The organism is Trinickia camelliae, from assembly GCF_053525655.1.
On sequence record NZ_JBCHAA010000009.1, the window covers coordinates 224,564 to 248,159 of the forward strand.

Genomic DNA, 23,596 nt, shown 5'->3' on the forward strand with positions numbered 1-23,596 from the left:
ATCATTGCCCTTGCGACGCGGCGCTAGATGCAAGACATACGCCGTCTTCGCTCTCCGTCTTACCGGGCAATCTGAGCCGCGCGGACGCCGGCGTGATGAAAATCGCAAAGGCAGCGAGTAACGCCGCAGCCGAGAACACATAGAAATTCCACGCCACGTCGACATGCTGCGCAGCAAGCACGCCGCCGATCAATGGCCCGCTCATCGCGCCGAAACGGCCGATTCCCACCGCCCAGCCGGTCGCGCTCGCACGCGCATGCCCGGCGTAGTAGTTCGCGATATAGCCGAGCTGCACCATCGCGACGCCGATGCTGCCGAAGCCCGCGCATGCCACCAGCGCGTAATTCACCGACAAGGAGCCCTTGAAAGCGAGCGCGGCGATCGACGCTGCGCCAATCACATAGCATGCGACGATCGTCAAACGCGCGCCGCGACGGTCGGCGATCCGGCCGATCAGGATGCCGCCAATCGCCGATGACAGCATGAACACCGCCAGGAACGACAGACTCGACCCGAGGTCGTAGCCGAGCTTGCGCATGATTTGCGGCAGCCAGGTGCCGAGTCCGTAGATCACCATCACAGCGGCAAACTGCGCCAGCCACAGGCTCAGGGTCGCCCATCGGTTGTGTGTCGAAAACACTTCGGCAAACACGTCTTTGACCGACACCTTGGGCGTCTCCGTCGCGCGGACAGCCGCGATGTCACCCGCCATGCCAAGCCGGCGCGCCAGCTTGCTCGCGTCCTCGAGCCGCCCTTTCGCCACCAGGAATTCGAACGATTCCGGCAGTAAGCGCATGAGCAGCGGCAGCCCCAGCAACGGCGCCGCGCCAACGCCGACCACGAACCGCCAGCCGAATCCCTTGAGGAACGCGATACCGACGAGCGCCGACAACAGCGCCCCGAACGAATACCCCGAGTACATCAGCGCAAAGTTGAGATTCTTCCGGTGCGGGGGCGAGTACTCCACCGTCAATGCGGCCGCCACCGAGATCACGCCGCCCAGCCCCAGCCCGCCGACGAATCTCGCCACCGAAAAGATGACGGGCGTCGGCGCGGCAGCGGCCGCCAGCATCGAGAGAGAAAACAGCGCTACGCAGCCGATCAGGAGCCGCTTGCGGCCCGTGAGATCGCTGACGACGCTGATGAAATACGACCCGAAGAGCGTCCCGAAGAGCGCGGCGCTGCCCATTGCGCCGATCTGCACAGGCGTCAAGCGCCAGTTCGGATCGGTCATCAAGGCTGGCACAACCGTGCCCATCACGCCGACGTCGTACCCCTCCGCCACGATCGCGCAGAAACAGAGGAACAAGACGAGATACGTGGTTCTCGGCGCGGGAACAGGCGATCGCCCGTGCGCGTCTTCACTAGCGATATGCATGCAACTCTCCAGGAGAGGCTTCTAACAATAGGTCAATGAAAGGATTCGCGCAGCAGCATCTGAGTCAACGCCGAGGGCGGGTGCGCAACGTGCGCTGCCGCGTGGTTGCCGAACCGGCTGCCAAACCTCAAGGCCAATGAATTCGCTCGGTTAATAAAGAATCACACTCTCTTTTTCCATTGTCAAAGATTTCAATTTAGGGGTTTCCACCAGCCTTCCGCCTCCGTTCCGCACCCTCACTTGCCCGCCTCAAAAGCACTTGACATTCGTTTTTTTCAAAAACAGAATGCAATTCATTATTAGACGGCGCGCCACCCGCGCTCTTTTAGTCAGAGGAACAGCATGGATCGCACAGACATGCCGGCAACGACGCTCACAGGGCGCTACCCGGAACTCGGGACGGGCACGATCCCGGTCGAACCCTACATTTCCCGCGAGTACTACGAGCGCGAGAAGCAGGAAATCTTCAAGAAGACTTGGCTGCACGTAGGCCGCGTCGAGGAAATCCCCAATGCCGGCGACTACTTCGTCAAGGATCTCGCCGCCTGCGATACGTCGATCATCGTTGTGCGCAACAAGCAAGGGCAGATCCGCGCGATGCACAACGTCTGCGCGCACAGGCTGAATCAGATCGCCCACGAGAAGTGCGGCCACACGCGCAAGTTCTTCTGCAAGTTCCACGGCTGGGCCTATGATCTGGACGGCAAGCTCACGGGCGTGCCGGACGAGCAATGCTTCTTCGACCTGGACCGCGAGCAGTACGGGCTGACGCAAGTGAGCTGCGACGTCTGGCAGGGCTTCATCTTCGTCAACATGGAAACCGAGCCGCGGCTCTCGCTCGCGGACTTTCTGCGGCCGATGTTCGGAGACATCGAGGGCTACCCGTTCGACAAGCTCACCACCGGCTTCGCATGGAGCACCGTGGTCGATTGCAACTGGAAGCTCGCGCTCGACGCATTCCAGGAGGCGTACCACGTCGCCTACGTGCACGGCCATTCGATCGCCGACGCGATCGACAAGAGCGCGGGCGGCAGCATGCCGCCGCTCGACGCGCTGTGCGGTGAATTTCACCGGCGCCTGTCGCTCGCGGGCAACCAGAAATCGGTCTACGGCAATCCGAAAGCGGTCACCTCGGGCGGCGCCGCAGCCGAGGAAGCGCTTGCCACCGCCGCCAAGACACGCCCGATCTCGGCAGCCGCGCTGCGCGCCGGCATCGGCAGCGCAAAGCACGACTTTCCGCTCGACGCCTTGCCCTCCGGCATCAACTGGACCAAGAGCCCGAATTGGCTCTTCGACATCAACGTCGTGTTTCCGGATTTCTACCTGTCGCTGCGCCCCAACTACTGCCAGGCCTACAACTTCAGGCCCATCGCGCACAACAAGACCCTGCTCGAAGCACGCGTCTACTACCCGGAGATGACCACCGCGGGCGGACGCTTCTTCCTCGAATACATGAAGGTGGCGCTGCGCGACGTGCTGCTCGAAGACCTCAGCACGCTCGAGCGCACTCAGCGCGCCGCCGAGACCGGCGCTAAGAAACACATGATCCTGCAGGACCACGAACTGCTTGTGCGACACAACTATCACGTGGTCGAACGGGTGCTGGCCGCCCGCGCCGCCTGAACGAGAGTCACTGCCATGAACGAACAACCCATCGTCATCGTCCCCGCCCGCTCGAGCCGTCCCGAGGCTGTGCTGCCCGAACCCTTCACCGCGCTGCAGCCGTTCGTGAGTGTCTGGGCGCTTCCTACCGAGACTGAGCGGAATATCCGGCGCCACCAAACCTCGATGGCCGACATCGTCGCCTTCAGCGACGCGATGCTTGCCCACGCCGACGCGATCGTGTCCTACCTGAACGCGTTTGACGTGAACGCGTTGCCGGCTGAGGCCACAGCACTCATGCAGCTTTTGCTGTCGCTTGCCGAGATCGCGCCCGCCATTGAGTTTTACCGGCAGCCCGCAGTTGTCGACGGCTACGATCCGCGCCGCTTCGCGGCCGACGAGACGTTCGTGTTGCGCCCGGCGCTTTAAGCGGCTTCGTACTTGGAGAATGAAGATGACCCAATGCCGCGTATTTGCAATCGATGACGGTCTCAACGAGGTCGTCGCGGACGGCCTATACATGAAGACGCTCCGTGGCCAGTCTGTCAGCGTCGCCGTCGTCAAGTTCGTCGAGAAGGCCGGGCGCGAACTGTCGGCGAAAGCACATAGCCACGGCGAAGAAGCGTCGCTACAAGTGAGCGGTTCGTGCTCGATTTTCGCGGTTGGCGCAGAAGCCGATCGCGAATCGGTCATGAACCAGGGCGACGCGACGCTCATCCCCGCGGGTTGCAGTCACTACGGGGTCAACCGTTTCGAGCCGGCGGGCGTGAGCCTTCGGCTGAACGTCGTGACGCCGCCACGCGAGGAATATGGCCAGCAAGACCAGGCTGCGCCTTATTACCCGCTGGCGGATCGAGATCGGGGGCACGCATGACTCGCTTTCCTGACAAGCCGGTCGCGGATGACGCCCATTGCGTGCGCCTCGATGCCGGATCGCGCTGGTCCGATCCGAGCGTCCCGAAGGCAATGTATGCGGCAAGCGGCGAAGCGCTCGACGTGTCGATCCGTGTGTTCGACGCGGACGAGTCGATCGAAGCTGCCGAGCAAGCGCTCGGCGAGGAGATCGGCGCCATTCTCGACGGCGAATTTGAAGTGGAGGCTGCCGGCGAGCGCTACGTGCTGAGAGCGGGCGAAGCGATTCTGATCCCGCCGGGCGCAAAGCGGCGCTGGCGTTGCCGCTCGGCGCGCGGCGTGGCTTACCGCGTCGTCGTCAAGATCCCAGCGCTGCCCGGAGTCTCCGCATGAACGCCCCTTCCCCCGCGAGCCGCGTCGCGATAGTCGGCGCCGGGCATGCCGGTGGCCGCGTCGCGCAGCACCTGCGCGCAATGGGGCACGACGGCCCCATTGCGCTGATCGGCGACGAAGCACACGTCCCGTACGAACGCCCCGCCCTGTCAAAAGAACTCCTGCTCGGCCGAAAGTCACCAGACGATCTCGCCCTGACGCCACACACGTTCTGGACGAGCGGCTCGGACGATGCACGCATCGAGCGTCACCACGCGCGGGCACAGCGGCTCAGAGCCGCCGAACGCACGCTGCTGCTCGACAACGGCGTCGAGCTCGAATTCGACCAACTCGTCATCGCAACGGGCGGCGCGGCGCGGCGGTTCGCGCTTGAAGGCACGCAACTGCCCGGCGTCGTCTATCTACGCACCATCGACGATTCGCTCGCGCTCAAGGAGGCTTTGCGAAGCGCGCAGTCGCTCGTAATCATCGGTGCCGGAGTCATCGGCATGGAAGTCGCAGCGAGTGCCTCCGAGCTCGGCGTGTCCGTCACGGTGCTGGAGGCGGGCGAGCGCGTAATGGCGCGCAGCGTGCCGCCGATGGTCAGCGAATGGATCGCGGCGCTGCATCGAGCACACGGCGTCTCGATCGAGACCGGAGTCCGGGTCGAAGCCATCTCACGCGGCACGAACGGGCGCGTGCTGCGCGTGCTGGCGTCACGCGAAGGAGGCACTAAGGAAATCAACGCCGACCTCGTGTTGATCGCGGTCGGCATCGAATGCGATCTCGCGTTCCTCGACGGAACCGGCATCGCCGGCGCCGCGGGTGTGCCTGTCGACGCGTATTGCCGCAGCCCGGCCGCGCCTTGGTGCTATGCGGCGGGAGACGTGGCGAGCACGTTCAACACGCACTATGGCCGCAATGTGCGCCTGGAGACTTGGCGCAACGCCGAGAACCAGGCACGCGCCGTGGCCGAATTCATCCTTGGACGCACGGATCCCTACGTCGAAATTCCGTGGATGTGGACCGACCAATTCGGCCACAACATCCAGGTCGTCGGCCTGCCGGACGCAGGTGATACGGCGATCGTCCGCGGGAACGCCGACTTGGGCCCGGCCACCGTGGTGCTGCTGCGCGAAGGCCGCGTGACGGGCGGCGTGATGATCGACCAGGGCCGCGATCGCCGTTACCTGGAAGCGTTGCTCGGCCGCGCACCAAAGGTTTCGCTCGAGCAGCTTGCCGATCCGGCGATGCCATTGAAAGGGATGGTCTGAATGAACGGCGAACCAACCCGCTCCACCACGGAACCGCCGCAACACGACGACCTGGCGTCGCGTGTCGCCAGGCTCGAGGCCATCGAGGCGATTCGCGAGCTCAAGGCCCACTACACCGCACTGGCGGACGCGAAGTACACGAGCGACGGCTACGACCGTGTCGACGAGCGAACCATGAACGCAGTCGCCTCGCAGCAGGCGCAATGCTTTACCGAAGACGCGGTCTGGCATGGCGGCGAAGGCTTCGGCGACAAACGAATCGGCCGCGAGGCCTTGCGTCTATGGTTCATGCGTTCGCCGTGGCGTTTCGCCATCCACTTCTACAACGGCGAGTCCATCGTCGTCGACGGTGATAGCGCCCGCGCGAACTGGCGGCTCTGGCAACTCGCGCTGCGCGATGACGACACCAGCGCGGTGTTCCTCGCCGGTGTAACCGACGAGGCTTACCGGCGCGGAGCAGACGGAATCTGGCGAATCCGCGAGATGCGCTTCGCCGAGTTGCAGATGATGCAGGCAAGCGACCTGTCCTTCCCGCTCTCCCCCACATTTGCGGGGCTCGACGCGTTACGCGCCGGCCTCGGTTGCCCTGAGAGGAAATGATGCAGCAGCTTATATCGCTATCGGACATCCGCTTGCGAGACGACGAATCGCCCTCGTGCGCAAGCGATCCGGTGTTCCCCGTCGCAGAGAACCTGTGCCGGGTCGTCAGCAACGAATGGGTCAATCCCGAATACAAACATCTGGTGCTCGACGCGCCCCCTACCGCGCTCACGGCAAAGCCGGGCCAGTTCTTCCACCTGGCGTGCCCGCCCGCGGACGACCAGGCCGCGTTCCTGCGCCGCCCGATGAGCCTCTATCGCGTATCGCCGGCTCGCGGTCAAATTGAATTCCTGTACAAGGTGCAAGGCGTCGGCACGCGCGGGCTGGCGTTCCTCGAGGCCGGCGACACGCTCGACGCGCTCGGACCGGTCGGCCGCGGCTTCACGCTGCCTGAAGGCGCACAGCACGTGCTGCTGCTCGCCCGCGGCGTCGGGCTCGCGACCCTCGCGCCGCTTGCCGAGTTCGCGGTGGCGCAAGGCGCTGCTGTTACGGCGCTGCTGAGTGCGCGCTCGCGCGGCCTCGTGATGTCGGCGGACTACCTGCGCGAGGTGGGCGCCCGGATTCGGATCGTGACCGATGACGAAGACAATAGCGACGTCGTGCACGTCGAGCAGCTGATCCGCGAGACGCATGCGCAGCAGCCGTTCGACCTGCTGGCCACGTGCGGCTCCAACCGTCTGTTGATCCTGTTGCAGCAGCTTGCCAAGGAGTTCGGCATTCCGGGCCAAACCGCGCTCGAGCAGCACATGGGCTGCGCGCTAGGCGCCTGCTTTGCCTGCGTGCGGCCGTTCCGCAAGCCCGGCGGCGAAACTCAACTCACCTACCGGCGCGTCTGTTGCGATGGCCCGGTATTCGACCTGCAGGAGACCGTCTCATGGTAGATCTGAGCGTCAATATCGGCGGGCTCACGCTCGCGAATCCCGTGATGCCGGGGTCGGGCACGTTCGGCGAGCAACTCGCCAACGTGTTCGATCTCAACCGGCTCGGCGCCATCGTCACCAAGACCATCACCGACGACGTGCGCGAAGGCAACCCGCCGCCGCGCGTCGCCGAATTCCGGGACGCCACGCTGTTTTCGATCGGCATTCCGAGCAAAGGCGCCGAGCATTATGTGCGTGAGGTGGTGCCGTTCTACCGGCGCTACACGCCGCCTCTCGTCGCGAGCGTATCGGCCAACACGGCCGAAGATTTCGGCCGCCTGGCGCGCAAGATCGCCGTGCCCGGCGTCGCCGCGATCGAGGCGAACGTGTCGTGTCCGAACCTGAAAAAAGACGGCCAGGCGTTCGGTATGGACCCCGAAGCAACCTATCAAGTGGTGCGCGCGATGAAGGCGGCCACCACGCTGCCGATCTGGCCAAAGATGACGCCGAACGCAGGCAATGTGGTCGAAGTCGCACTGGCCGCGCAAGAAGCCGGCGCCGATGCGCTCGTGGTCAGCAACGCGATCCTGGCGATGGCGATCGACGTCGAAACCTTTCGTCCGAAAGTCGCCAATTTGATGGGCGGACTCACGGGGCGCGCGACCAAGCCCATCATGCTGCGTCTCGCCTATCAATGCGCGCAAGCCGTGTCGATACCGGTGATTGGCTGCGGCGGGATCACCGACGCGGCCGACGCGGTCGAGTATTTGCTTGCCGGCGCCACCGCCGTGCAGGTTGGAACCGCCAACTTCCTGTCGCCCAATGCGATGCCGAAGCTGATCGACGACCTGACCGCGTTCTGCGCGCGACGCGGACTCGCACACGTTCGCGACCTGATTGGCGCGATGCAGATGCACGAACCCATGATGCTCGAACGGAGGGCCGCACTATGAGTACCGTTACCGATACCTGGCACTGCATCGGCACGCTTGGCGACCTCTTCGGCGAGCGCGCTTGCAAGGGCGTCGAGATCGATGGCGTGAAAATCGGGCTGTTCCGGGTCGAGGGGCTCGTGTTCGCGATCGACGACATCTGCACGCACGGCCAGGCCCTGCTCAGCGACGGCGAATTCGACGGACACGAAATCGAATGCCCGCTGCATGCCGGACTCTTCGACGTGCGCTGCGGCAAAGCCCTCACGCCGCCGCTGACGCGCGACGCGCGCGCGCACGAAACCCGCGTCGAAGGCGACACGCTCTTCGTGCGGCTCGCTGATTGAGAGGAAGCCGACCATGACCGTCTCCTCGCTGCCCGCGGCTCGCCGCGCTCGGATCGCGGTAATCGGCACGGGTGGAACCTTTGCGATGCACGGCCGGCACCGTTTCGACTGGGTCGAATACGGCGAAAGCGGCGTCGTCCATCCAATCGGAACGCTGATCGAGCAAATGGGCGAACTCGCGCCGGATGTCGACCTCGTGCCGATTCCGTTCCGCATGCTCGGCAGCACCGCAATCGAACCCGCTGACTGGCTCGAACTTGCCCGTCTGATTGCACAGCATGCGAGCGCCGATCCGACGCTCGATGGCTTCGTCGTCACGCATGGCACGGCGACTCTTGAAGAGACTGCCTGGTTCCTCGATCTCACCGCCCCGGCTCAGGCTGCGATTGTCGTCACAGGCGCGCAACGTCCCGCCAACACCGACGGCAGCGACGCCGCCGCGAACCTGCGCGCCGCGCTCGCGGTCGCGACCGCGCCGGGCTCACGCGGCGCAGGTGCGCTGGTGGTGATGAACAACCAGATCTTCGCGGCCCGCGATGTCAGCAAGGCGGCAAGCTTCGAACTCGCGGCATTCGAAGCGCCGCCGTTCGGCCCGCTCGGCTGGGTCGACGCCGACGCGCAGGTGATCTGGCGGCGCCGCCTGTCCCGTGAGCCGGGCCCACTGCCCTCGTTCGCCCTCGACGCCTTGGATGCGTTGCCGCGAGTCGATATCGTCTTGTCCTATGCGGGCGTGGATCGCGTGATGATCGACGCGTGCGTGGCGGCGGGCGCACGGGGCATCGTCTGTGCCGGGCTCGCGCCGGGACGACCGGCGAAGGGACAGACGCAGGCGTTGGCGGACGCCGTTGGGCAAGGCGTGGTCGTCGTCCAGGCGACGCGAACGCCGCGCGGCTACGTCCCGCCACAGCGATTTCTCGAGGTCGACGGTATCCTGGCTGGCGGTGACCTCGCGCCGCAAAAGCTACGCATTCTGCTGATACTCGCGCTCACGCAGACGAGCGAGCGCAGTGCTCTGCAACGCCTGCTGCTCGCGGCCTGAACTTCAGACGGACTTCAACGATGCACTTTTCCTATCTCGTCACCTTCGAAAACGCCGATCCCGATGCGAGGATCGACGCACAGGATTTCGAGTCGATTGCGCACATCATCAGAGGCACCCCGCAACTGCGACGTGCGCGCCTTTACACGCCCGAAGCCGCGAAGGACTTCTACACCGACGACGGCCCGTCTCCGCAGTTCGCGCTGCAACTCGACTTCGACACCTTGTCGGCGCTCGAAGCGGCGATAGCGGCCGACGGCCATTTGCAGGGACTGGCCCGCACCGAATACCCGAGTCTTGCTGGCTGCACCGTCACACAGCAAGCGATGGTGCGACGACCGTTTCCGGTGCTCGATCCGCAACCGCGCGTGACGCCGGGAACGTTGCCTTGCAGCTTCCTGGTCCACTACCCCGGGCACGCCGCCGACTTCGACGCGTGGCTCAACTACTATCTGGCTCATCATCCGCAGATCATGAAATTCTTCGAGGGTGTGCGCGAGATCGAGATCTTTACGCGCGTCGACTGGATCGACGCGATGCCGTGGACACGCGTCCACTACATGCAGCGCAACAAGCTCGTGTTCGACAGCGCCGCGGCAATCACTGCCGCGATGAACTCATCGGTTCGTCACGAGATGCGCACCGACTTCGAGAAATTCCCGCCGTTCGAGGGAAGCAATATTCATCACCCGATGGCGACGACAACCTACTTGCTTGACTGACGCTGCCGATGCGCCCGTGCCAAAGCACTCTGAAGCTTACCAATCCGCTTGCGGATGTCCTGACTCCCGTCAAACAACAGGGATTCGAGATGATCACTCAGGAGGTGGACCAGGCCGTGATACCCGGGGATCGCCGGGGACGGAACCGTTCTGATCTGGCGTTTCTTTGCCAGTTGATCGATGACTTCAATGACGCGATTGCGTTGCAATACGTAATAGTCTTCGGCGACCGAATAGCGGGAACTCCCCGCGGCACCGTGAAGCACAAAATACTTCATGAGTTCGGGCGATGCCAAGGTCTCTATCGCCCGCCAAGCCTGGCGTGCAGCAATTTCGCCATTCCTCGCAGGTATCGCGAGCAAGGCGCCGCCAAGCGGTGATACCGGCGTTACACCAGGCGCGAATGTCGGGTGAAGTTGAAGTCCAACGCGGCCACCCTTTTGCCACAACGCATGGCTGTCAAGCATGCCGTAGCGATTCGACCAGTGATAGCACATCGCAGCCTTGCCCGAACCAAAGATCTGCGCATTGCGCGACCAGCCCACGCTGCGGAGCTGGGCAGGCGATAAGGGAACCAGCGCGCGAAGATAGTCGATGACCTGCCTGCCTGTTTCATTGTCCACCTGCAAGATGCCGTCCTCGAAAATCCGCCCTCCCTGGGCGCCGAGAATCTGCAGGAACGATTCCGCAATCGGCAAGCCCGAAGCCGCACTCCATGTGATGCCGGCCCGATCTTGACTCGGGCGTTGCAGTCGAGCTGCGCAGCGAAGCACGTCGTCGAAGCTTCGAGGAGGTTCGAGCCCTTCCGCTTCGAACAGATCTTGCCGGTACCAGAGAAAGTCAACCGCAGGTTGCAGCGGAATGGCATACAACTGCCTTTCGAACCACCCAGCCTGCCACACCGCATCATAGAAGTCCGCACCCGAAAAGCTGCTTTCCGCGTGCAAGGCTTGCAGCTCGAGCAAATGACCGTCGTCGCACCTTTCCGCGAGCCACGGAAACGGAATCGCCACAAGTAGCGGCGCTGTGGTTTCGACTGGCGAAGTGTCCGTGAGCGCCTTGTCCAGAGCCAAACGGTAGGTATCCTGAGGAAATGTCATGATGCGCACGCGATGCCCGACGAAGCGCTCGACGTCAGTCCGGTTGCGTTTGAGGATGTCGAATACCGGGTCCTCATAGGCGACGAGTGTTAGCTCGACGGAGTCATTGAAACCATCCGTCGCAGGACGCGGCCACGGAATACCCGAATCTCGCGTAAGACTCCCGGCGTCGAAGCGATCGACTGAGCCGTCGTGACTCGCGCCCACAATCATCCTCACCGTCTCTTCCGTGATTCTGTCGAGTCGATCGAGCAACGACGCAGTCGGCAACACCACGGAGCGATTACCTGAACCCAATACAGCGCGAAACTGCAGCCACCCTTTGGCCTTCAGTGCAAACACGATACGACGCGCGCTGGTTCGCGGCAGGCCCGACAGATCGGCAAGCGCGGTGATGGTGATTGGCCGGTCACGCAGATGATCCCGCAAAAGAGCGCCCAGGACCGGCCAGATCGCCTGCGCCTCGTCGCCCAGTTCGGCGCGCAGTATCTCCCCCACTTTGTCGAGCACGGCGATGGCTGCGAGCCGGTCTTGCGTATGCATGTTGGGACTCTTTGCTGTCAGCGAATATCATCCTAAATTCATGATAACAATGAAAATAACCAAAGTGGTCATTTCTTTTGGCAGCGTTTTTGGAGCGTTGCCATAGGATGCACGTACGGACTTGCTTGCGAACCGTCCGGCTATAAACAGAAGGAGACATGCATGAAAGGAGTAGCCCGCCTCGTCGCCCTACTGGCGACAGTGGCGTTCAGTGTGAGCGCTGCCGCGCAGGGAGATAGGTTTGTGGTCGTATCCCATGCGCCCGACGCGGATCCGTTCTGGAACGTCGTGAAGAACGGCATCGCAGATGCCCAAAAAGACTTCGGCGTCTCAGCCGACTACCGGAATCCACCCAATGGCGACCTGGCCGACATGGTTCACCTGCTGCAGCAGGCCGCGGCTCGCAACTATGACGGTGTGGCTACGACAATCGCCGACCTCGATGTCGTACGTGCGCCTGTTAAGACCATCGTCGCAAAGAGTATCCCCGTCATCACCTACAACTCAGGAACGGCGCAGGAGAGCAAGGAACTAGGCGCGCTATTACATGTCGGCCAACCGGAGTATCTCGCGGGCAAGGAGGCCGGCGAGCGCGCCAGGGCGGCCGGAGTCAAAAGCTTCCTCTGCGTGAATAACAACGTCACCAACCCTTCGTCTTTTGACCGTTGCCGCGGTTTCGCCGAGGCCATTGGCGCCGATTTCAAGAAATCGACGCTTGATTCCGGCAATGACCCGATCCAGGTCGAGAACAAGGTTTTTGCCGCGCTGCATACGCACCCGGAAACACGGGCGGTGTTGGCGCTTGGTCCGACGTCCGCTGTTCCCGCCCTGCGGGCAGTCGCCAAGCTCGGGCTGACGGGTAAGATCTTCTTCGCCACGTTCGACCTCACACCGGAAATCGACAAAGGCATTGAGGCAGGCTCGGTAGCGTTCGCTATTGACCAGCAGCCCTACCTGCAGGGATATATCCCGGTCGCACTACTGGCGATCATGAAACAGGACAAATCGCTCGATATCCACAAGGCTATCGCAACGCTGCAAGCCAATCCGCAGTTTCAGCAACGTATCAAGACTTACGGTCTCGCACCGCGCTTCGGCCCCAATGGCGTCGACACGGGGCCGGGCTTCGTGACGCGCGATAACGTCGCGCTCGTCGAAAAGTACGCTGGGCAATATCGCTGAAGCTGATTTCACCGCCGAGTCGAAATTCGCCCTGATGCGCGCGATGCGATCCCGGACACCCCCTATAGAGGCTCACTATGTTTCAACTGGCAGTATGCGCAGAAATGGTATTTCGCCATCTCCCGATCATCGATCGCGTGAGAAAGATTGCTGAACTCGGATTCCATGTGGAGATATGGGACTGGACGAAACACGATATCGCGGCGCTGCAGGAAACGGGAGCATCGTTTTCTTCGATGACGGGATATGTCGAGGGCGACCTGATCACGGATGAGGGAGCCCAGCGGCTGATGCTGACCGCCGAGCAATCCATCGAGGTAGCGAAGCGGCTGCATTGCCCTCGTTTGAACCTGCATGGAACGGGCCTCGACGGCAACGGCATGCCGGTCAAGCCGACGCCCGTCGTGACGGGTGCGATGTGGCTTGCCGCACAGCATACGCTCAGCCAGGTAGCCGACCTTGGACGCCTTGCCGATGTGGTCTTCTGCCTCGAAAACCTCAATACGAAAGTGGACCACCCCGGCGTTCCTTTCGGCAAAGCGGCCGACACGCTTGCACTGGTGAAGGCAGTCGACAGCCCGAATTTGCGCCTTAATCTCGATCTATATCACGCGCAGATTGGCGAGGGCGATCTGATCGAACTGATCCGCAGCGCATTGCCATTTATTGGTGAAGTGCAGGTTGCCGACGTTCCAGGACGCTGCGAGCCGGGTACGGGAGAGATCAATTACCCAGCCGTTTCCCGTGCACTGGCGGAAGCCGGCTATCGTGGCGTGGTCGCTATGGAGGCGTGGGCAAGCGGTGACGACGAAGTTGCGTTGCGCCGATTCAGGGACGCTTTCACCGTCTAGCTCGTTGCCAGCATTGCGACATGCGCTAAAAAAGATTCCTTCGCTTCTCCTATATACATAGCAATCCAAATTAATTATCGACAATCAATAACTTGATCTGATTGCCCATCAATCTTTGAATGGAAGATCCTTCAAAATGCTAAGAATTGCCCTTTTGGGTGCCGGCCGGATTGGTCAAGTTCACGCCAGGTCCATCTCCGCCAATCCCGATTGCCAGCTCGTGGCCGTTGCCGACGTCGCCGTGGAAGCTGCTCAGACGCTTGCCGCCCGTTATCGCGCCGAGGTTCGTTCCGTCGACGATATTCTCGCCGACGCCGCAATCGACGCGGTGCTGATCGCAACCTCAACGGACACGCATTCCGACCTCATCGAGCGCGCCTCGGCAGCGGGAAAGGCGGTCTTGTGCGAAAAGCCGGTGGATCTGGCGCTCGAGCGCGCACTGCAATGCCAGACCAAGGTCGCGAGAACAGGCAAACCAGTCATGATCGGCTTCAATCGCCGATTCGACCCAAATTTCGCCGCGCTCAAAACGGCCTTCGACAACGGGGAAATTGGCAAAGCTGAAATGCTGGCCATTACATCCTTTGATCCCGCGCCCCCTCCCATTGCCTATATCAAGGTGTCTGGTGGCTTGTTCCGCGACATGATGATCCACGACTTTGACATCGCCTGCTGGATCATGGGCAGCGCGCCATCAAAGGTGACAGCGGCCGCCTCATCGCTCGTCGAGCCTGAAATCGGCGCGGCCGGCGACGTCGACACGGCTGTCGTGACGCTCACCTGGGCCGATGGCCGCATCGCCGTGATAAAGAATTCGCGTCGTGCAGGTTATGGATACGATCAACGTATCGAACTCCTCGGCTCGGGGGGGCTACTCGCGGCGAAGAATGAGCTGGAAAATACGGTCGAAAAAACCACCGCCGAAGGCACACAATCCGCAAAGCCCGTCTATTTCTTCCTCGAGCGCTACATGCGAGCCTACGAGGCCGAGTGGGCCGCGTTCATCCATTCCGTCAAGACAGATCAGCCCGTGCCCGTCACGCTTGCAGATGGGATCGCGGCACTCGCCTGTGCCGAGGCGGCAACACGCTCCGCGCGGACCGGCGAGACCGTGGCGCTCACTCCACCCGAATTGATCCTGCGCTCTTCCGACGGTTCGCCGCGCCGCTAGTTCGATACCTATCGGACACATCGATGTCCGAATGGAACAGCCGCGATTACGCTACCTCGCCCGCGGCGGACTGCGGCTGCCCCGTTGGCGCGTTGTTCGGCGGTGGTGCTCCTCGGCCCTGCCGACGCGAAGCGTGCGCGCCCTTCGCCTGGTTGCGCGCGAACGCAGCGTCGCGCGCGGTAACTTGGCCGGCCGACGCGCCGGTCAAGTCGACCCGTGCTGCTCCATCGGTCAGGCATGCCCAGTAACGGCTGCCGCGGCACCACGTGCTGACCGCTTGACGGATCTCTGCCTCATTCAGCGCGAGTTCTCCAGCGTGGGTAAGGAGGTCTGCCAGAATCCCGATCTTCAGCGGCAACTTCGGCGCTGGATTTTTCGGGAAGGCGGACGGAAAGCGCTTCTGTAACTTGCCGATCACACGCAGGACCGGATCGACCGCCCCGCTCTTCGCGCCCGTACGGCCAGCCGTCTTGGATTCGGCAGGCTGTGCGGGTCGAAGGGACTTCGCCGCCTGCCGCTTTGCTTCCTTCGCTTCGTTTGCCAGCTGCTGCTTAAGTACTGCGAGTTGTTCGAAACCCATGCTTCGTCCTGTGACTGTCCCTCAAAAAAGCAGATATTAGCAGGCCATCGCCAGCCCGCCTCGCCAGCACGCTCTTCCCACGACGCGGTTTGCGAAACAATCCGTGACTCCAAAATTCGCAGCGGATCCGAAGCGATGCCCCCTAGAGCGATCCTTACCTTCCGCGTTACTGCCGTGATGCCGTGTCCACACAGGTCGGCGCCATGTCCAGCAATGCCGGCCAGCGAGTGCTCCAGTCACCGTCGTGCGACACGCCGGGAACCGTCAGCGCTCGCGCGCACTGTTTGCCCGTTGCCTCGATGAAGCGCTGTGCGACCGAGGGCGGAACCGTCTCATCGTCGGCGCCGCTGAAATGAATCTGGGGAATGGTGGCGACCCGGCTCGCGACATCGATCGCGTTTTCCGACTCCGGCATCGGCGACACGCCGTGCAGCCGGTTGACGAATTCGTCGTCGAGGTTGCCGGCTACCGTTCGAATCGAAGCGACGTCGGAGCGGCGCGACGCGATCAGCACCGCGACGGCGCCGCCGCCTGAATAACCGACCAGCTCGACAGGTTGCCCGGGCGTCAGCGCGGCAAAGTGGTTGACAGCGTCGTTCATCGACGCGATCACCTCCGGCGCGAAGCGCTTGCCGGTCCAGTACGGAATGCCGCAGCGCGGATTCATCGCCATCGGCGTGAACTGGCAGGGGCGGGCCAGATACACGACGTTGGGCGCGGGGTCAAGCGCTGCGAGCGCGAGGCCGGCGGCCTGACGCGGTGTCGGATCGAGCGAGGGCTCGGTGCGCGAGAGCCACGCGAGGCCGTCGCCTTCGATGTAGACGCGCAGCGGCTTGCCGGGCTGCGAGATGCGCGAGAAGGCGGTCAGCACGAAGCGGCCGGTGTCGACGGTTTCGCGCTGCAGATGCGCGGGCTGCGCCAGCGCGTCGGCATGCGCGTCCGGGTCGAGCGCGGCGCATCCCGCCAGCGTGCCGGCGAGCAGCAGCACGAGCGGCACGAGCAGCGCGCTCGCCGCACGGTACGCGGCAGATCGCGTCAGACGATTGCACCTGTGCATCCCCGGCACGCCCCTCATAGCGGTGTAAAACGCGCCAGTTCGGCCGCCATCCGAGCAATGACGCCCGCCCAGTCCGCACGCACGTCCTGACGGAACAAACGCATATCCGGATACCACGGCGTATCGGTTCTCTCGAGTAACCAGCGCCAGTCCGGCACCTTCGGCAACATGACCCACACGGGGCGTCCCAATGCGCCGGCGAGGTGGACCGGGGACGAGTCGACCGAGATCAGCAGATCGGCGATCGAGAGGATGGCCGCGGTGTCATCGAAATCGGCGATCTCGCCGCTCAAGGACAGCAGCCGCATGCCTTCCGGCGGCGAGTCGGCCTGGGCGGCAGCCGGGCCTTTCTGAATCGACACGAACGACACGCCGGCCTGCGCGAGCGGCGCCAGCTGCGCGAGCTTCAGCGAGCGGTTCGCATCGTTGAAATGCGTGGGCCGCCCCGCCCAGACAAGTGCGACGAGCGGGCGCGGCAGATCGCGGAGGCGCTGCCGCCAGTGCGCGAGACGCTGCGGATCGGCGCTCAAGTACGGAACCGGGCCGGGCAGATCGTCGAGCTTCAGGCCGAGCGCCATCGGCAGGCTCATCATCTCGCAGTGCATGTCGAATGCGGGCGGCAGCGTTCCGCGCACCACGATGTCGTCGAAACCCGCGCTGCGTTGAGCGAGCGACAGCGTTTCCGCGTTGATCTCGAGGACGACCCGCGCGCCGCTCTTCGCCTTGGCCCATGGCACCAGGCGCATGAACTGGAAGGTATCGCCATAGCCCTGCTCGTCGTGAATCAGCAGCGTCTTGCCCGGCATGGCGCGGCCGTCCCAGCGCGGGCGTTGCACCTTGCGCTCGATGGCCGTCGTATGCGCGAGGCTGTAGCGGTAGCGATATTCGCGCCAGCCGCGCTCGAACTCGCCAGAGAGCAGCAGCGTTTCGGAAAGATCGAAACGCGCCGGGAAATCGCCGGGTGTCACGCCGACGATCATTTCCTGAATCGCGCGCGTTTCGGCGATACGGCCCTGCGGACGAAGCGCTGCCGCGAGCAGCTTCCAAAGCACGAGCGGCCCGCTGCCGCCGGCCAGATAAGGACGCAGGATCGCCTCGGCCTCCTCGAACCGTCCGGCGTCGAGGAGCGGACGAACGCGAAGCTCGATGGCGCGGATATCAGGCACTGCACTATTCACGTTGGTCAAATCCAGTAAACGTCCCCTCTTGCCAGCATCGCCGGCGCATGGCGCGCGGCCACGCGCTGCAGATCGCGCATCGTCTCGTCGGCGTAGCCCGGCTTCACATGCGTGATCAGCACGCGGTACGCGCCGGCGTGCGACGGCAGTTGCTCAGCCAGCAAGGCCGGGCACAGATGCTCCGAGAGGATCGCAAGCTCGCGTTGTGAATCGGGAAACGCCGACTCGACGATCAGATAACGCAGATCGGAGATTTGCGCGACCGCCTCCCAGAATGCCGGGCACGTGGTCGAATCGCCGCCGAACACGAGACTACCGCGTGGCGTCGCGACGCGATAGCCCACCGCCGGCACCCCGTGCTCGGCCGGCAACGCGGTGAAGATCCGCTCGCCGATGGCGCACGACTCCCCCTCTTCCAGCGGCGCAAAGCGCACGAACGGCTTGCTGCGCGAAGGTATCCGCGTGAAGTCCGGCCACAGCACGCCGTTGAACAGGTGGGCGCGCAGGATCGCTTCCGTCGCCACCGTGCAATGCACGACGAGCGGCTTCGCGCGCCTGGCACCCACCGTATCGAGCATCAACGGCAGGCAGGCGATATGGTCGATGTGCGCATGCGTGACGAACACGTGATCGATGCGGGCGAGCGCGTCGATGTCGAGATCGGCGACGCCGGTGCCCGCGTCGATGAGCGCATCGTCGTCGACGAGCAGCGCCGTCGTGCGATGCGCGTCGCCGCCGATCCCTCCGCTGCAGCCAAGCACGGTCAATTTCATCATCAGCGTTTTGCGCTCACTTGGTGTCGAACTCGTGGACGCCGTCCCACGCTTCGACGCTCATCCGCTCGCGCATCGTCGCGAGACGCTCGAGATAGAGCGCGTAAAGACGGCTTTCGGGCGCGGCATCCGCAAGCGGGCGCAGCACCGCCTCGGCCGTGTCCCAATCCCCGCTGCGATAGTGCCGCAGCGCCTCGTGCCAACGCGCGAGCTCGCCGCTCGACGCGGGATGCAACCGGTCCGCTTCGGCCACCGGCTCGTAGATCGCCACCGCTTCGCGCTTGCCCTTGACGCGCACGCGATCGAGTTCGCGCCAGACAATGCCGTCAGTTTGCTCCCGCGTCGTTTCGCCTACCACGATCTCGACGCCATAGTGCTTCGAGATGCCCTCGAGCCGCGCGCCGAGATTGACCGCGTCGCCCATCACCGTATAGGCGCGTCGCACGTCGGAACCCATGTCGCCGACCGTCATCGGCCCCGTATTGATGCCGATGCCGATGCGAATCGTCGGCTTGCCGCGTTGCGCCAGCGCGGCATTGAGCGGCGCCAGCGCCTCGCGCATCCGCAGCGCGGCGAGCACCGCATGCTGCGCGTGCCGAGGGTCCGCGACGGGCGCGCCCCAGAACGCCATGATCGCGTCGCCGATGTATTTGTCGAGCGTGCCGCGCTGCGCGCGGATCACCGCCGTCATCGCGCCGAGGTACTCGTTCATCCAGCGCGTAAGCTCCTCCGGCTCGAGCGATTCGGCGATCGTCGTGAAGCCGCGCACGTCGCTGAATAGCACCGTCAATTCGGCGCGCCGCCCGTTCATGCTGTAGCGATTCGGCTCGCGGCTCATCTCCTCGACCAGTTCGGGCGGCACGTACTGGCCGAACAGGTTGGCGAACTGGCGGCGATGGCGAGATTCCAGGAAGAACCCGAGTGACATGTTGAGCACGAACAGCGCCGCGATCAGCACGACGCTCGCGGCCACCGGCAGCACGGCGTTGTCGTATTGCCAGAGCGCGAAGTCGCCGGCAATCAAGAGTGCGAGCAAGGCAACCGCGCCCGCCGTCGCGCGCAACGGCGCCTGCCACGGCAGCACAAAAATCATCACGAGACTGATGACGGCCATCGCCACCACCTGGATCGCGTCGGCATAGTCGAGCTCGTGCTTGATCGTGCCGTCGAGCATGCCGCTCACGAGATTGGCGTGAATCTCGACGCCCGGGTAGACGCTGCCGACGGGCGTCGAGCGCATGTCGAGCAAGCCCGGCGCCGTGGTGCCGACCAGCACCACGCGATTCGCGAGCTGGGCATGCGGCACGCGGCCGGCGAGCACATCGGCCGCCGACACATACGGAAAACTGTGGTCGCGGCCGCGATAGGGAACGAGTGCCGCGCCGTGCTCGTCCACCGGAATCCACAGGGCGCCCTTCCGCCCATCCAGCCCGTCCAGCCCCTTCATCTCCAGCGTGTCGAGCGGGTCGTCGCCGTTCTCGCCTCGTTCGCCGAAGCCCGCCACGACAGCAGGATTGCCGAGCATGCTGCGCACGACCGCAAGCGACAGCGATTCGTACACCGCGTTGCCGTGCTGGATCAGCAGCGGCACGCGCCGCACATTGCCGTCGAAGTCGATCACCGGATTGAAGAAGCCCGCGCCGGCCGCGGCCCGCTGGAAGACCGGCAGATTCCCGCCGTAGCCCTCCGCCTCCCTCAAGCCGCCGCGATGCCCGGCGAACTCGATCGCCGGCAGGACCGGAGCCGGCAACGCGCCATGCGCCGCGCCGCGGCCGTTCATGTAGTAGCCGAGCACGACCGGGCGGCCCGCCAGCGTGGCGGCAAACCGCGCATCGAAATCGAGCTGCCCTCGCAGGCCGGCCAGGACCGCGGCATACCTGGCGTCGTCGCGCAATGCGCCGGCGGCCAGCCGGTCGAGCGAAGCCAGCCCCGAGCTGCCGTCCGGCTCGGCCATCACGATGTCGAAGCCGACCACCTTGGCGCCCGCTTCGAAGAGCCGGTTGACGAGCATCGCCATCCGGTCCCTCCCCCACGGCCAGCGGCCGACTTCAGCCAAGCTCCGTTCGTCGATGTCGACGATCACGATCCGGTCGTCGGGCGTGCGCGGCATCGTCAGCCGCAGGCGCGCGTCGTAGATGAGGTTGTCGAGCACATCGACGGCGAGCAGCCGGTAGCAGCCGGCGACGTGGCCGAGCAGCACGGCGAGCACGGCGGCGCCGGCAATCCAGCGCAGCAGATTGCGTTTCAGCGCGGCGCTCATTGGGCGGCCCGCACGGCTTCGTTCGCGACGGCGAGCCGCGAGGCCAGCACCTTCACGACGAAGCGGTGGAATTGCCGCGCGGTGTCGGCGTCCGTCGATTCGAGCCGCTGCAGCGCGTCGAACGAGAGACGCCGCACCATGGTCGGCTCGTCGGCGCGCACGTCGGCGCTGCGCGCCTGCTGCGTATAGAGCGCCATTTCGCCGACCACCGTGCCCGCGCCAAACGAGCGCAGCCGCATGGACTTGCCGTCCGCGAGCGGCAGCGAAACGGTCACGCGGCCCGCTTCGACGAAGTACACCGCATCGCCCGCATCGCCGCGCGCAAACAGCGGCTCGCCTTTCATGAGCCAGCGCACCTGCGTGCAGCGCTCGAGCTGCGCCAGCGCCGTCTCGGTGAAGTGCGGCCGGATCGCCGCGAGGCCGGGCGAGCCGGCCTCCTCCGCTTGACTATCGGGCTGCGGCTCGAGCAGCCTGTCCTCGACCCATTCGAGGCCAGCGTCGAGATCGACGAAGGTCCTGACCTCCGCGCTCAGCACGCCGGCCCGCTCGAGCAGCTCCTGCGCCCTGGGAGGCAGCGCGGTGAGGACGAGCGTGTCCCCGCTGGCCGCGCAGCGCTGCTTGAGCCGGAGAAAGGTGGCCGAAGTCGAGACGTCGAGACCGCTCACCTGGCGGAAATCGAGCATCACATAGCGCGGATGCCTGCCGGCGGACTCGCCGAGCCGCTTGGCGAGCCGGCGCAGCACGAGGTTCGCCGTGCCGAAGAACAGGAAGCCTTGCAGGCGCACGCCGACCACGGCGTCGCGCTGCTCGCGAAGCCGCTGCGTATCCTCGATCGAGCGCTCGACGTTCGAATGGCACGCGTGCGTATCGAACTCGCGCGCGATCGCGCTGATGCGGCTGTAGTTGAAGACGAACAGCGCGCAGGCCGCGGCGATGCCGAGCACGATCCCCGCCACGGCCCCCTTCACGGCGATGACGGCGACGATCACCACGACCAGCAGATAGTCGGCGAGACCCAGCTTGCGATAGGAGGCGACGAGCCACTCGCGCAGGATCCCCCACGAGAGATAGAGCTGCAGCCCGACGAGCACGGGCTTCGGCAGCCACGCGATGGCGCCCGGCACGAGCCCGACGACAGCGAAGCAGCCGAGCCCCGCGACGATCCCGCTCAAGCGCGCCGTGGCGCCGGCGCGGCGGTTCAGCAGCGTGCGCGTCATCGATTGATAGCCGACGACCCCGCCCGTCACGCCCGCGAACAGGTTGGCGAGACCGGCTGCGCGCATCTCCTGGTTGAAGTCGGCGTCGAACCCGGTCGCGACGCTCGCCCCGCTCGCGTTGAGCAGAATCGTCAACGCGGAGACCGCCGCCACCGCCAGGCACTCGGGCAGATGCACGGCGATCGTGGCCCAGTCGATCTCGCGCCGCGGCAGCAAGAGCGGCACTTGCATCGACGACAGCGATTCCCGGTCGAACAGCAGGCCCGCCGCATGCAGTTGCTGGGCCGACTGCCCCATCGCGGCCATCCCGGCGAAGAACACGGCGACGCCCGCGCCGAGGCCGAGCGGCGTCAGCAGAAAGGGCTTGACGCGGCCTTGCGCGGCGATCAGCGTGCCGCACACCACCAGCGCCGGCAGCCACGCGAGCCAGGGCAGATCGGGCAGCGCGGCGAACGCCGGCCAGCCGATGCTGTGCCCGGTCAGCGTGCGCATCGCGCCGGAGAGCAGCAGATAGCCCGAGCCGCCGAGAAAGCCGCCGACGACCGGAAACGGCAGGAACTGGATCACCGCGCTGCGGCGCGACCAGCCCACCAGATAGAGCAGCGCCCCGGTCACGAGCGAGCTCACCGCGATCGCGGCGAGCACGGTGGCGAGCACGCCGCTCGGCGGGAGGCCCGCGGCGCTCGCGCCGGCCGCGACGCTGCCCGCGAGACCCACGAGGACCGCGACCGCATTACTGTCGGGTCCGCCGATCGTGAACGGCAGCGAGCTCTTCACCGCGACGACGAGCGCGATGATGCCGCCGCTCACCAGCGTGACCATGATGCCGACGTTCACGAAATGCGCGAGGCTGCCGCTGAAGATCAGCGAGCCGTAGGCAATCGAATAGCAGAGCGAAACGAAGCCGGACAGCAGGCCGGCGACGACGTTGGCCGCCACCGGCGTGCCGGCGTGGGCTTGCGCGCCCGCGCCGGCCGCGGAGGCGCCGCTGGCGGAGGTAGCACTGGCGGACGTTTCCAGCGAGAGGGTCTTGTCGTTCATGGGCATTACTTGCAGGCGGCGGGAGACGGGATGACAGGCTTGACGCTGGTCCCTGGCAAGGGGGCGAAGGTCGAATGCCGCGAGCGGATGATCGTGCCGTAGCCCTCGGACAATTCGTGATGGTCAGTGTCGGTGCGGACGTCGATCGTGCCGTGATAGACGCGCAGATGCTCGCCGGCCTCGCCGCTCGGGCATTCGATCCCGCATTCGAGCACCGACCACTCGGTGCCGCGAATGCCGATCGTCGCGGTCTGCGTCTTCAATTGGTACGCGTCGGGGTTGCCCTGCTTGCCGATCAGCCCCGAGATCACGCGCAGCCCGCCCCTCACGAGCGACGAGACGCTGACGTTGCTCTTCGGATCGTCCGCGCCGAACCGGTAGTCGTCGATCCGGTAGACCGTGTCGCCCTTCAGGTAGACGCGCTGGTGATCGGCCATCAGCAGCACCGCTTCGGCGTTTTTCGTGGTCTGGATCGTGTCGCCGCTCTCGATCGCGGAGCCCGCCACCGCGAAACGTTTCGCGCCTGCCGCCGCCTGGATCGCCACGACGCCGGACGTATAGGCCACCGTGCCGGCCGGATCGGCCGCCCACGCGGCGGACGAGATGGACGAGGCGGCAGCCAGCGCCGCGAGCCACGCGAGGAGACGGATGAATGCATGCATTGG

The 23,596-nt window shown here is 64.7% G+C and carries 23 protein-coding genes; 14 read left to right on the top strand and 9 right to left on the bottom strand.

Annotated elements, in window-relative coordinates:
• Window position 1 precedes the first annotated feature (1 nt).
• Window positions 2–1,378: an MFS transporter gene (locus AAHK20_RS17185; RefSeq protein ID WP_449182688.1), complete on the bottom strand. Its 1,377-nt coding sequence runs from the start codon at window positions 1,376–1,378 to the stop codon at window positions 2–4.
• 342 nt (window positions 1,379–1,720) lie between these two features.
• Here AAHK20_RS17185 and AAHK20_RS17190 point away from each other — a divergent pair, with 342 nt between their 5' ends.
• The 11 genes from AAHK20_RS17190 to AAHK20_RS17240 are packed head-to-tail and all read left to right on the top strand — an operon-like array spanning window position 1,721 to window position 9,978.
• Window positions 1,721–3,001: an aromatic ring-hydroxylating oxygenase subunit alpha gene (locus AAHK20_RS17190; protein ID WP_449182689.1), complete on the top strand. Its 1,281-nt coding sequence runs from the start codon at window positions 1,721–1,723 to the stop codon at window positions 2,999–3,001.
• A 15-nt stretch (window positions 3,002–3,016) separates the two neighbouring features.
• Window positions 3,017–3,409: a hypothetical protein gene (locus AAHK20_RS17195; RefSeq protein ID WP_449182690.1), complete on the top strand. Its 393-nt coding sequence runs from the start codon at window positions 3,017–3,019 to the stop codon at window positions 3,407–3,409.
• 25 nt (window positions 3,410–3,434) lie between these two features.
• Window positions 3,435–3,854, top strand: a complete 420-nt coding sequence (locus tag AAHK20_RS17200; RefSeq protein WP_449182691.1) for a cupin domain-containing protein — start codon at window positions 3,435–3,437, stop codon at window positions 3,852–3,854.
• Complete coding sequence (locus AAHK20_RS17205) at window positions 3,851–4,225, top strand: cupin domain-containing protein (protein WP_449182692.1); 375 nt, start codon at window positions 3,851–3,853, stop codon at window positions 4,223–4,225. Before AAHK20_RS17200 ends, AAHK20_RS17205 begins: the two co-directional genes overlap by 4 nt.
• The gene (locus AAHK20_RS17210) at window positions 4,222–5,478 is read left to right on the top strand and encodes an NAD(P)/FAD-dependent oxidoreductase (protein ID WP_449182693.1); all 1,257 of its coding nucleotides are present in this window, start codon (window positions 4,222–4,224) and stop codon (window positions 5,476–5,478) included. Before AAHK20_RS17205 ends, AAHK20_RS17210 begins: the two co-directional genes overlap by 4 nt.
• A complete protein-coding gene (locus AAHK20_RS17215) occupies window positions 5,479–6,078 on the top strand; it encodes a nuclear transport factor 2 family protein (protein WP_449182694.1) in 600 nt (199 codons plus the stop codon).
• A complete protein-coding gene (locus tag AAHK20_RS17220; RefSeq protein ID WP_449182695.1) occupies window positions 6,075–6,959 on the top strand; it encodes a dihydroorotate dehydrogenase electron transfer subunit in 885 nt (294 codons plus the stop codon). The genes AAHK20_RS17215 and AAHK20_RS17220 overlap by 4 nt, the downstream gene beginning before the upstream one ends.
• Complete coding sequence (locus AAHK20_RS17225; protein ID WP_449182696.1) at window positions 6,953–7,891, top strand: dihydroorotate dehydrogenase; 939 nt, start codon at window positions 6,953–6,955, stop codon at window positions 7,889–7,891. Before AAHK20_RS17220 ends, AAHK20_RS17225 begins: the two co-directional genes overlap by 7 nt.
• A complete protein-coding gene (locus tag AAHK20_RS17230; protein WP_449182697.1) occupies window positions 7,888–8,217 on the top strand; it encodes a non-heme iron oxygenase ferredoxin subunit in 330 nt (109 codons plus the stop codon). The genes AAHK20_RS17225 and AAHK20_RS17230 overlap by 4 nt, the downstream gene beginning before the upstream one ends.
• Before the next feature lie 13 nt (window positions 8,218–8,230).
• Complete coding sequence (locus AAHK20_RS17235) at window positions 8,231–9,256, top strand: asparaginase (protein ID WP_449182698.1); 1,026 nt, start codon at window positions 8,231–8,233, stop codon at window positions 9,254–9,256.
• 20 nt (window positions 9,257–9,276) lie between these two features.
• Entirely contained in the window at window positions 9,277–9,978 is a 702-nt protein-coding gene (locus tag AAHK20_RS17240; protein ID WP_449182699.1) for a hypothetical protein, read from the top strand.
• On the opposite strand, the gene AAHK20_RS17245 is transcribed toward AAHK20_RS17240, so the two are convergent.
• Window positions 9,963–11,621, bottom strand: a complete 1,659-nt coding sequence (locus AAHK20_RS17245; protein WP_449182700.1) for an extracellular solute-binding protein — start codon at window positions 11,619–11,621, stop codon at window positions 9,963–9,965. The two genes, AAHK20_RS17240 and AAHK20_RS17245, sit on opposite strands and share 16 nt — an antisense overlap.
• Before the next feature lie 162 nt (window positions 11,622–11,783).
• Between AAHK20_RS17245 and AAHK20_RS17250 the strand changes: the two genes are divergently transcribed.
• The 3 genes from AAHK20_RS17250 (at window position 11,784) to iolG (ending at window position 14,825) form a co-directional block, all read left to right on the top strand.
• Window positions 11,784–12,803, top strand: coding sequence for a sugar ABC transporter substrate-binding protein (locus AAHK20_RS17250; RefSeq protein ID WP_449182701.1), 1,020 nt, complete (start codon window positions 11,784–11,786; stop codon window positions 12,801–12,803).
• Window positions 12,804–12,880: 77 nt separating this feature from the next.
• Complete coding sequence (locus AAHK20_RS17255; protein ID WP_449182702.1) at window positions 12,881–13,654, top strand: TIM barrel protein; 774 nt, start codon at window positions 12,881–12,883, stop codon at window positions 13,652–13,654.
• A gap of 115 nt (window positions 13,655–13,769) precedes the next feature.
• Window positions 13,770–14,825, top strand: coding sequence for an inositol 2-dehydrogenase (gene iolG, locus AAHK20_RS17260; protein WP_449182703.1), 1,056 nt, complete (start codon window positions 13,770–13,772; stop codon window positions 14,823–14,825).
• A gap of 46 nt (window positions 14,826–14,871) precedes the next feature.
• On the opposite strand, the gene AAHK20_RS17265 is transcribed toward iolG, so the two are convergent.
• From AAHK20_RS17265 to AAHK20_RS17295, 7 genes are all read right to left on the bottom strand, one after another.
• Complete coding sequence (locus AAHK20_RS17265; protein WP_449182704.1) at window positions 14,872–15,405, bottom strand: ProQ/FinO family protein; 534 nt, start codon at window positions 15,403–15,405, stop codon at window positions 14,872–14,874.
• A gap of 166 nt (window positions 15,406–15,571) precedes the next feature.
• Window positions 15,572–16,462, bottom strand: a complete 891-nt coding sequence (locus tag AAHK20_RS17270) for an alpha/beta fold hydrolase (RefSeq protein WP_449182705.1) — start codon at window positions 16,460–16,462, stop codon at window positions 15,572–15,574.
• A 14-nt stretch (window positions 16,463–16,476) separates the two neighbouring features.
• Window positions 16,477–17,640, bottom strand: a complete 1,164-nt coding sequence (locus AAHK20_RS17275) for a glycosyltransferase family 9 protein (RefSeq protein WP_449182706.1) — start codon at window positions 17,638–17,640, stop codon at window positions 16,477–16,479.
• Between the two features lie 5 nt (window positions 17,641–17,645).
• Window positions 17,646–18,413 carry a 3',5'-cyclic-nucleotide phosphodiesterase gene (locus AAHK20_RS17280; RefSeq protein ID WP_449182734.1) on the bottom strand — a complete coding sequence of 256 codons (768 nt, stop codon included), beginning with the start codon at window positions 18,411–18,413 and terminating at the stop codon, window positions 17,646–17,648.
• 16 nt (window positions 18,414–18,429) lie between these two features.
• Entirely contained in the window at window positions 18,430–20,673 is a 2,244-nt protein-coding gene (locus AAHK20_RS17285) for a CHASE2 domain-containing protein (RefSeq protein WP_449182707.1), read from the bottom strand.
• On the bottom strand, window positions 20,670–22,931 hold the full coding sequence (locus AAHK20_RS17290; protein ID WP_449182708.1) for a SulP family inorganic anion transporter: 2,262 nt from the start codon (window positions 22,929–22,931) through the stop codon (window positions 20,670–20,672). Before AAHK20_RS17290 ends, AAHK20_RS17285 begins: the two co-directional genes overlap by 4 nt.
• Before the next feature lie 5 nt (window positions 22,932–22,936).
• Window positions 22,937–23,593: a FecR family protein gene (locus tag AAHK20_RS17295; protein ID WP_449182709.1), complete on the bottom strand. Its 657-nt coding sequence runs from the start codon at window positions 23,591–23,593 to the stop codon at window positions 22,937–22,939.
• Window positions 23,594–23,596 lie beyond the last annotated feature (3 nt).

What these genes read in the sequence shown, in the direction of transcription:
- AAHK20_RS17185 (WP_449182688.1), bottom strand. Translation starts at nt 1,378, where the DNA reads ATGCATATCGCTAGTGAAGACGCGCACGGGCGATCGCCTGTTCCCGCG.
- AAHK20_RS17190 (WP_449182689.1), top strand. Translation starts at nt 1,721, where the DNA reads ATGGATCGCACAGACATGCCGGCAACGACGCTCACAGGGCGCTACCCG.
- AAHK20_RS17195 (WP_449182690.1), top strand. Translation starts at nt 3,017, where the DNA reads ATGAACGAACAACCCATCGTCATCGTCCCCGCCCGCTCGAGCCGTCCC.
- AAHK20_RS17200 (WP_449182691.1), top strand. Translation starts at nt 3,435, where the DNA reads ATGACCCAATGCCGCGTATTTGCAATCGATGACGGTCTCAACGAGGTC.
- AAHK20_RS17205 (WP_449182692.1), top strand. Translation starts at nt 3,851, where the DNA reads ATGACTCGCTTTCCTGACAAGCCGGTCGCGGATGACGCCCATTGCGTG.
- AAHK20_RS17210 (WP_449182693.1), top strand. Translation starts at nt 4,222, where the DNA reads ATGAACGCCCCTTCCCCCGCGAGCCGCGTCGCGATAGTCGGCGCCGGG.
- AAHK20_RS17215 (WP_449182694.1), top strand. Translation starts at nt 5,479, where the DNA reads ATGAACGGCGAACCAACCCGCTCCACCACGGAACCGCCGCAACACGAC.
- AAHK20_RS17220 (WP_449182695.1), top strand. Translation starts at nt 6,075, where the DNA reads ATGATGCAGCAGCTTATATCGCTATCGGACATCCGCTTGCGAGACGAC.
- AAHK20_RS17225 (WP_449182696.1), top strand. Translation starts at nt 6,953, where the DNA reads ATGGTAGATCTGAGCGTCAATATCGGCGGGCTCACGCTCGCGAATCCC.
- AAHK20_RS17230 (WP_449182697.1), top strand. Translation starts at nt 7,888, where the DNA reads ATGAGTACCGTTACCGATACCTGGCACTGCATCGGCACGCTTGGCGAC.
- AAHK20_RS17235 (WP_449182698.1), top strand. Translation starts at nt 8,231, where the DNA reads ATGACCGTCTCCTCGCTGCCCGCGGCTCGCCGCGCTCGGATCGCGGTA.
- AAHK20_RS17240 (WP_449182699.1), top strand. Translation starts at nt 9,277, where the DNA reads ATGCACTTTTCCTATCTCGTCACCTTCGAAAACGCCGATCCCGATGCG.
- AAHK20_RS17245 (WP_449182700.1), bottom strand. Translation starts at nt 11,621, where the DNA reads ATGCATACGCAAGACCGGCTCGCAGCCATCGCCGTGCTCGACAAAGTG.
- AAHK20_RS17250 (WP_449182701.1), top strand. Translation starts at nt 11,784, where the DNA reads ATGAAAGGAGTAGCCCGCCTCGTCGCCCTACTGGCGACAGTGGCGTTC.
- AAHK20_RS17255 (WP_449182702.1), top strand. Translation starts at nt 12,881, where the DNA reads ATGTTTCAACTGGCAGTATGCGCAGAAATGGTATTTCGCCATCTCCCG.
- AAHK20_RS17265 (WP_449182704.1), bottom strand. Translation starts at nt 15,405, where the DNA reads ATGGGTTTCGAACAACTCGCAGTACTTAAGCAGCAGCTGGCAAACGAA.
- AAHK20_RS17270 (WP_449182705.1), bottom strand. Translation starts at nt 16,462, where the DNA reads ATGCACAGGTGCAATCGTCTGACGCGATCTGCCGCGTACCGTGCGGCG.
- AAHK20_RS17280 (WP_449182734.1), bottom strand. Translation starts at nt 18,413, where the DNA reads ATGAAATTGACCGTGCTTGGCTGCAGCGGAGGGATCGGCGGCGACGCG.
- AAHK20_RS17285 (WP_449182707.1), bottom strand. Translation starts at nt 20,673, where the DNA reads ATGAGCGCCGCGCTGAAACGCAATCTGCTGCGCTGGATTGCCGGCGCC.
- AAHK20_RS17290 (WP_449182708.1), bottom strand. Translation starts at nt 22,931, where the DNA reads ATGAACGACAAGACCCTCTCGCTGGAAACGTCCGCCAGTGCTACCTCC.
- AAHK20_RS17295 (WP_449182709.1), bottom strand. Translation starts at nt 23,593, where the DNA reads ATGCATGCATTCATCCGTCTCCTCGCGTGGCTCGCGGCGCTGGCTGCC.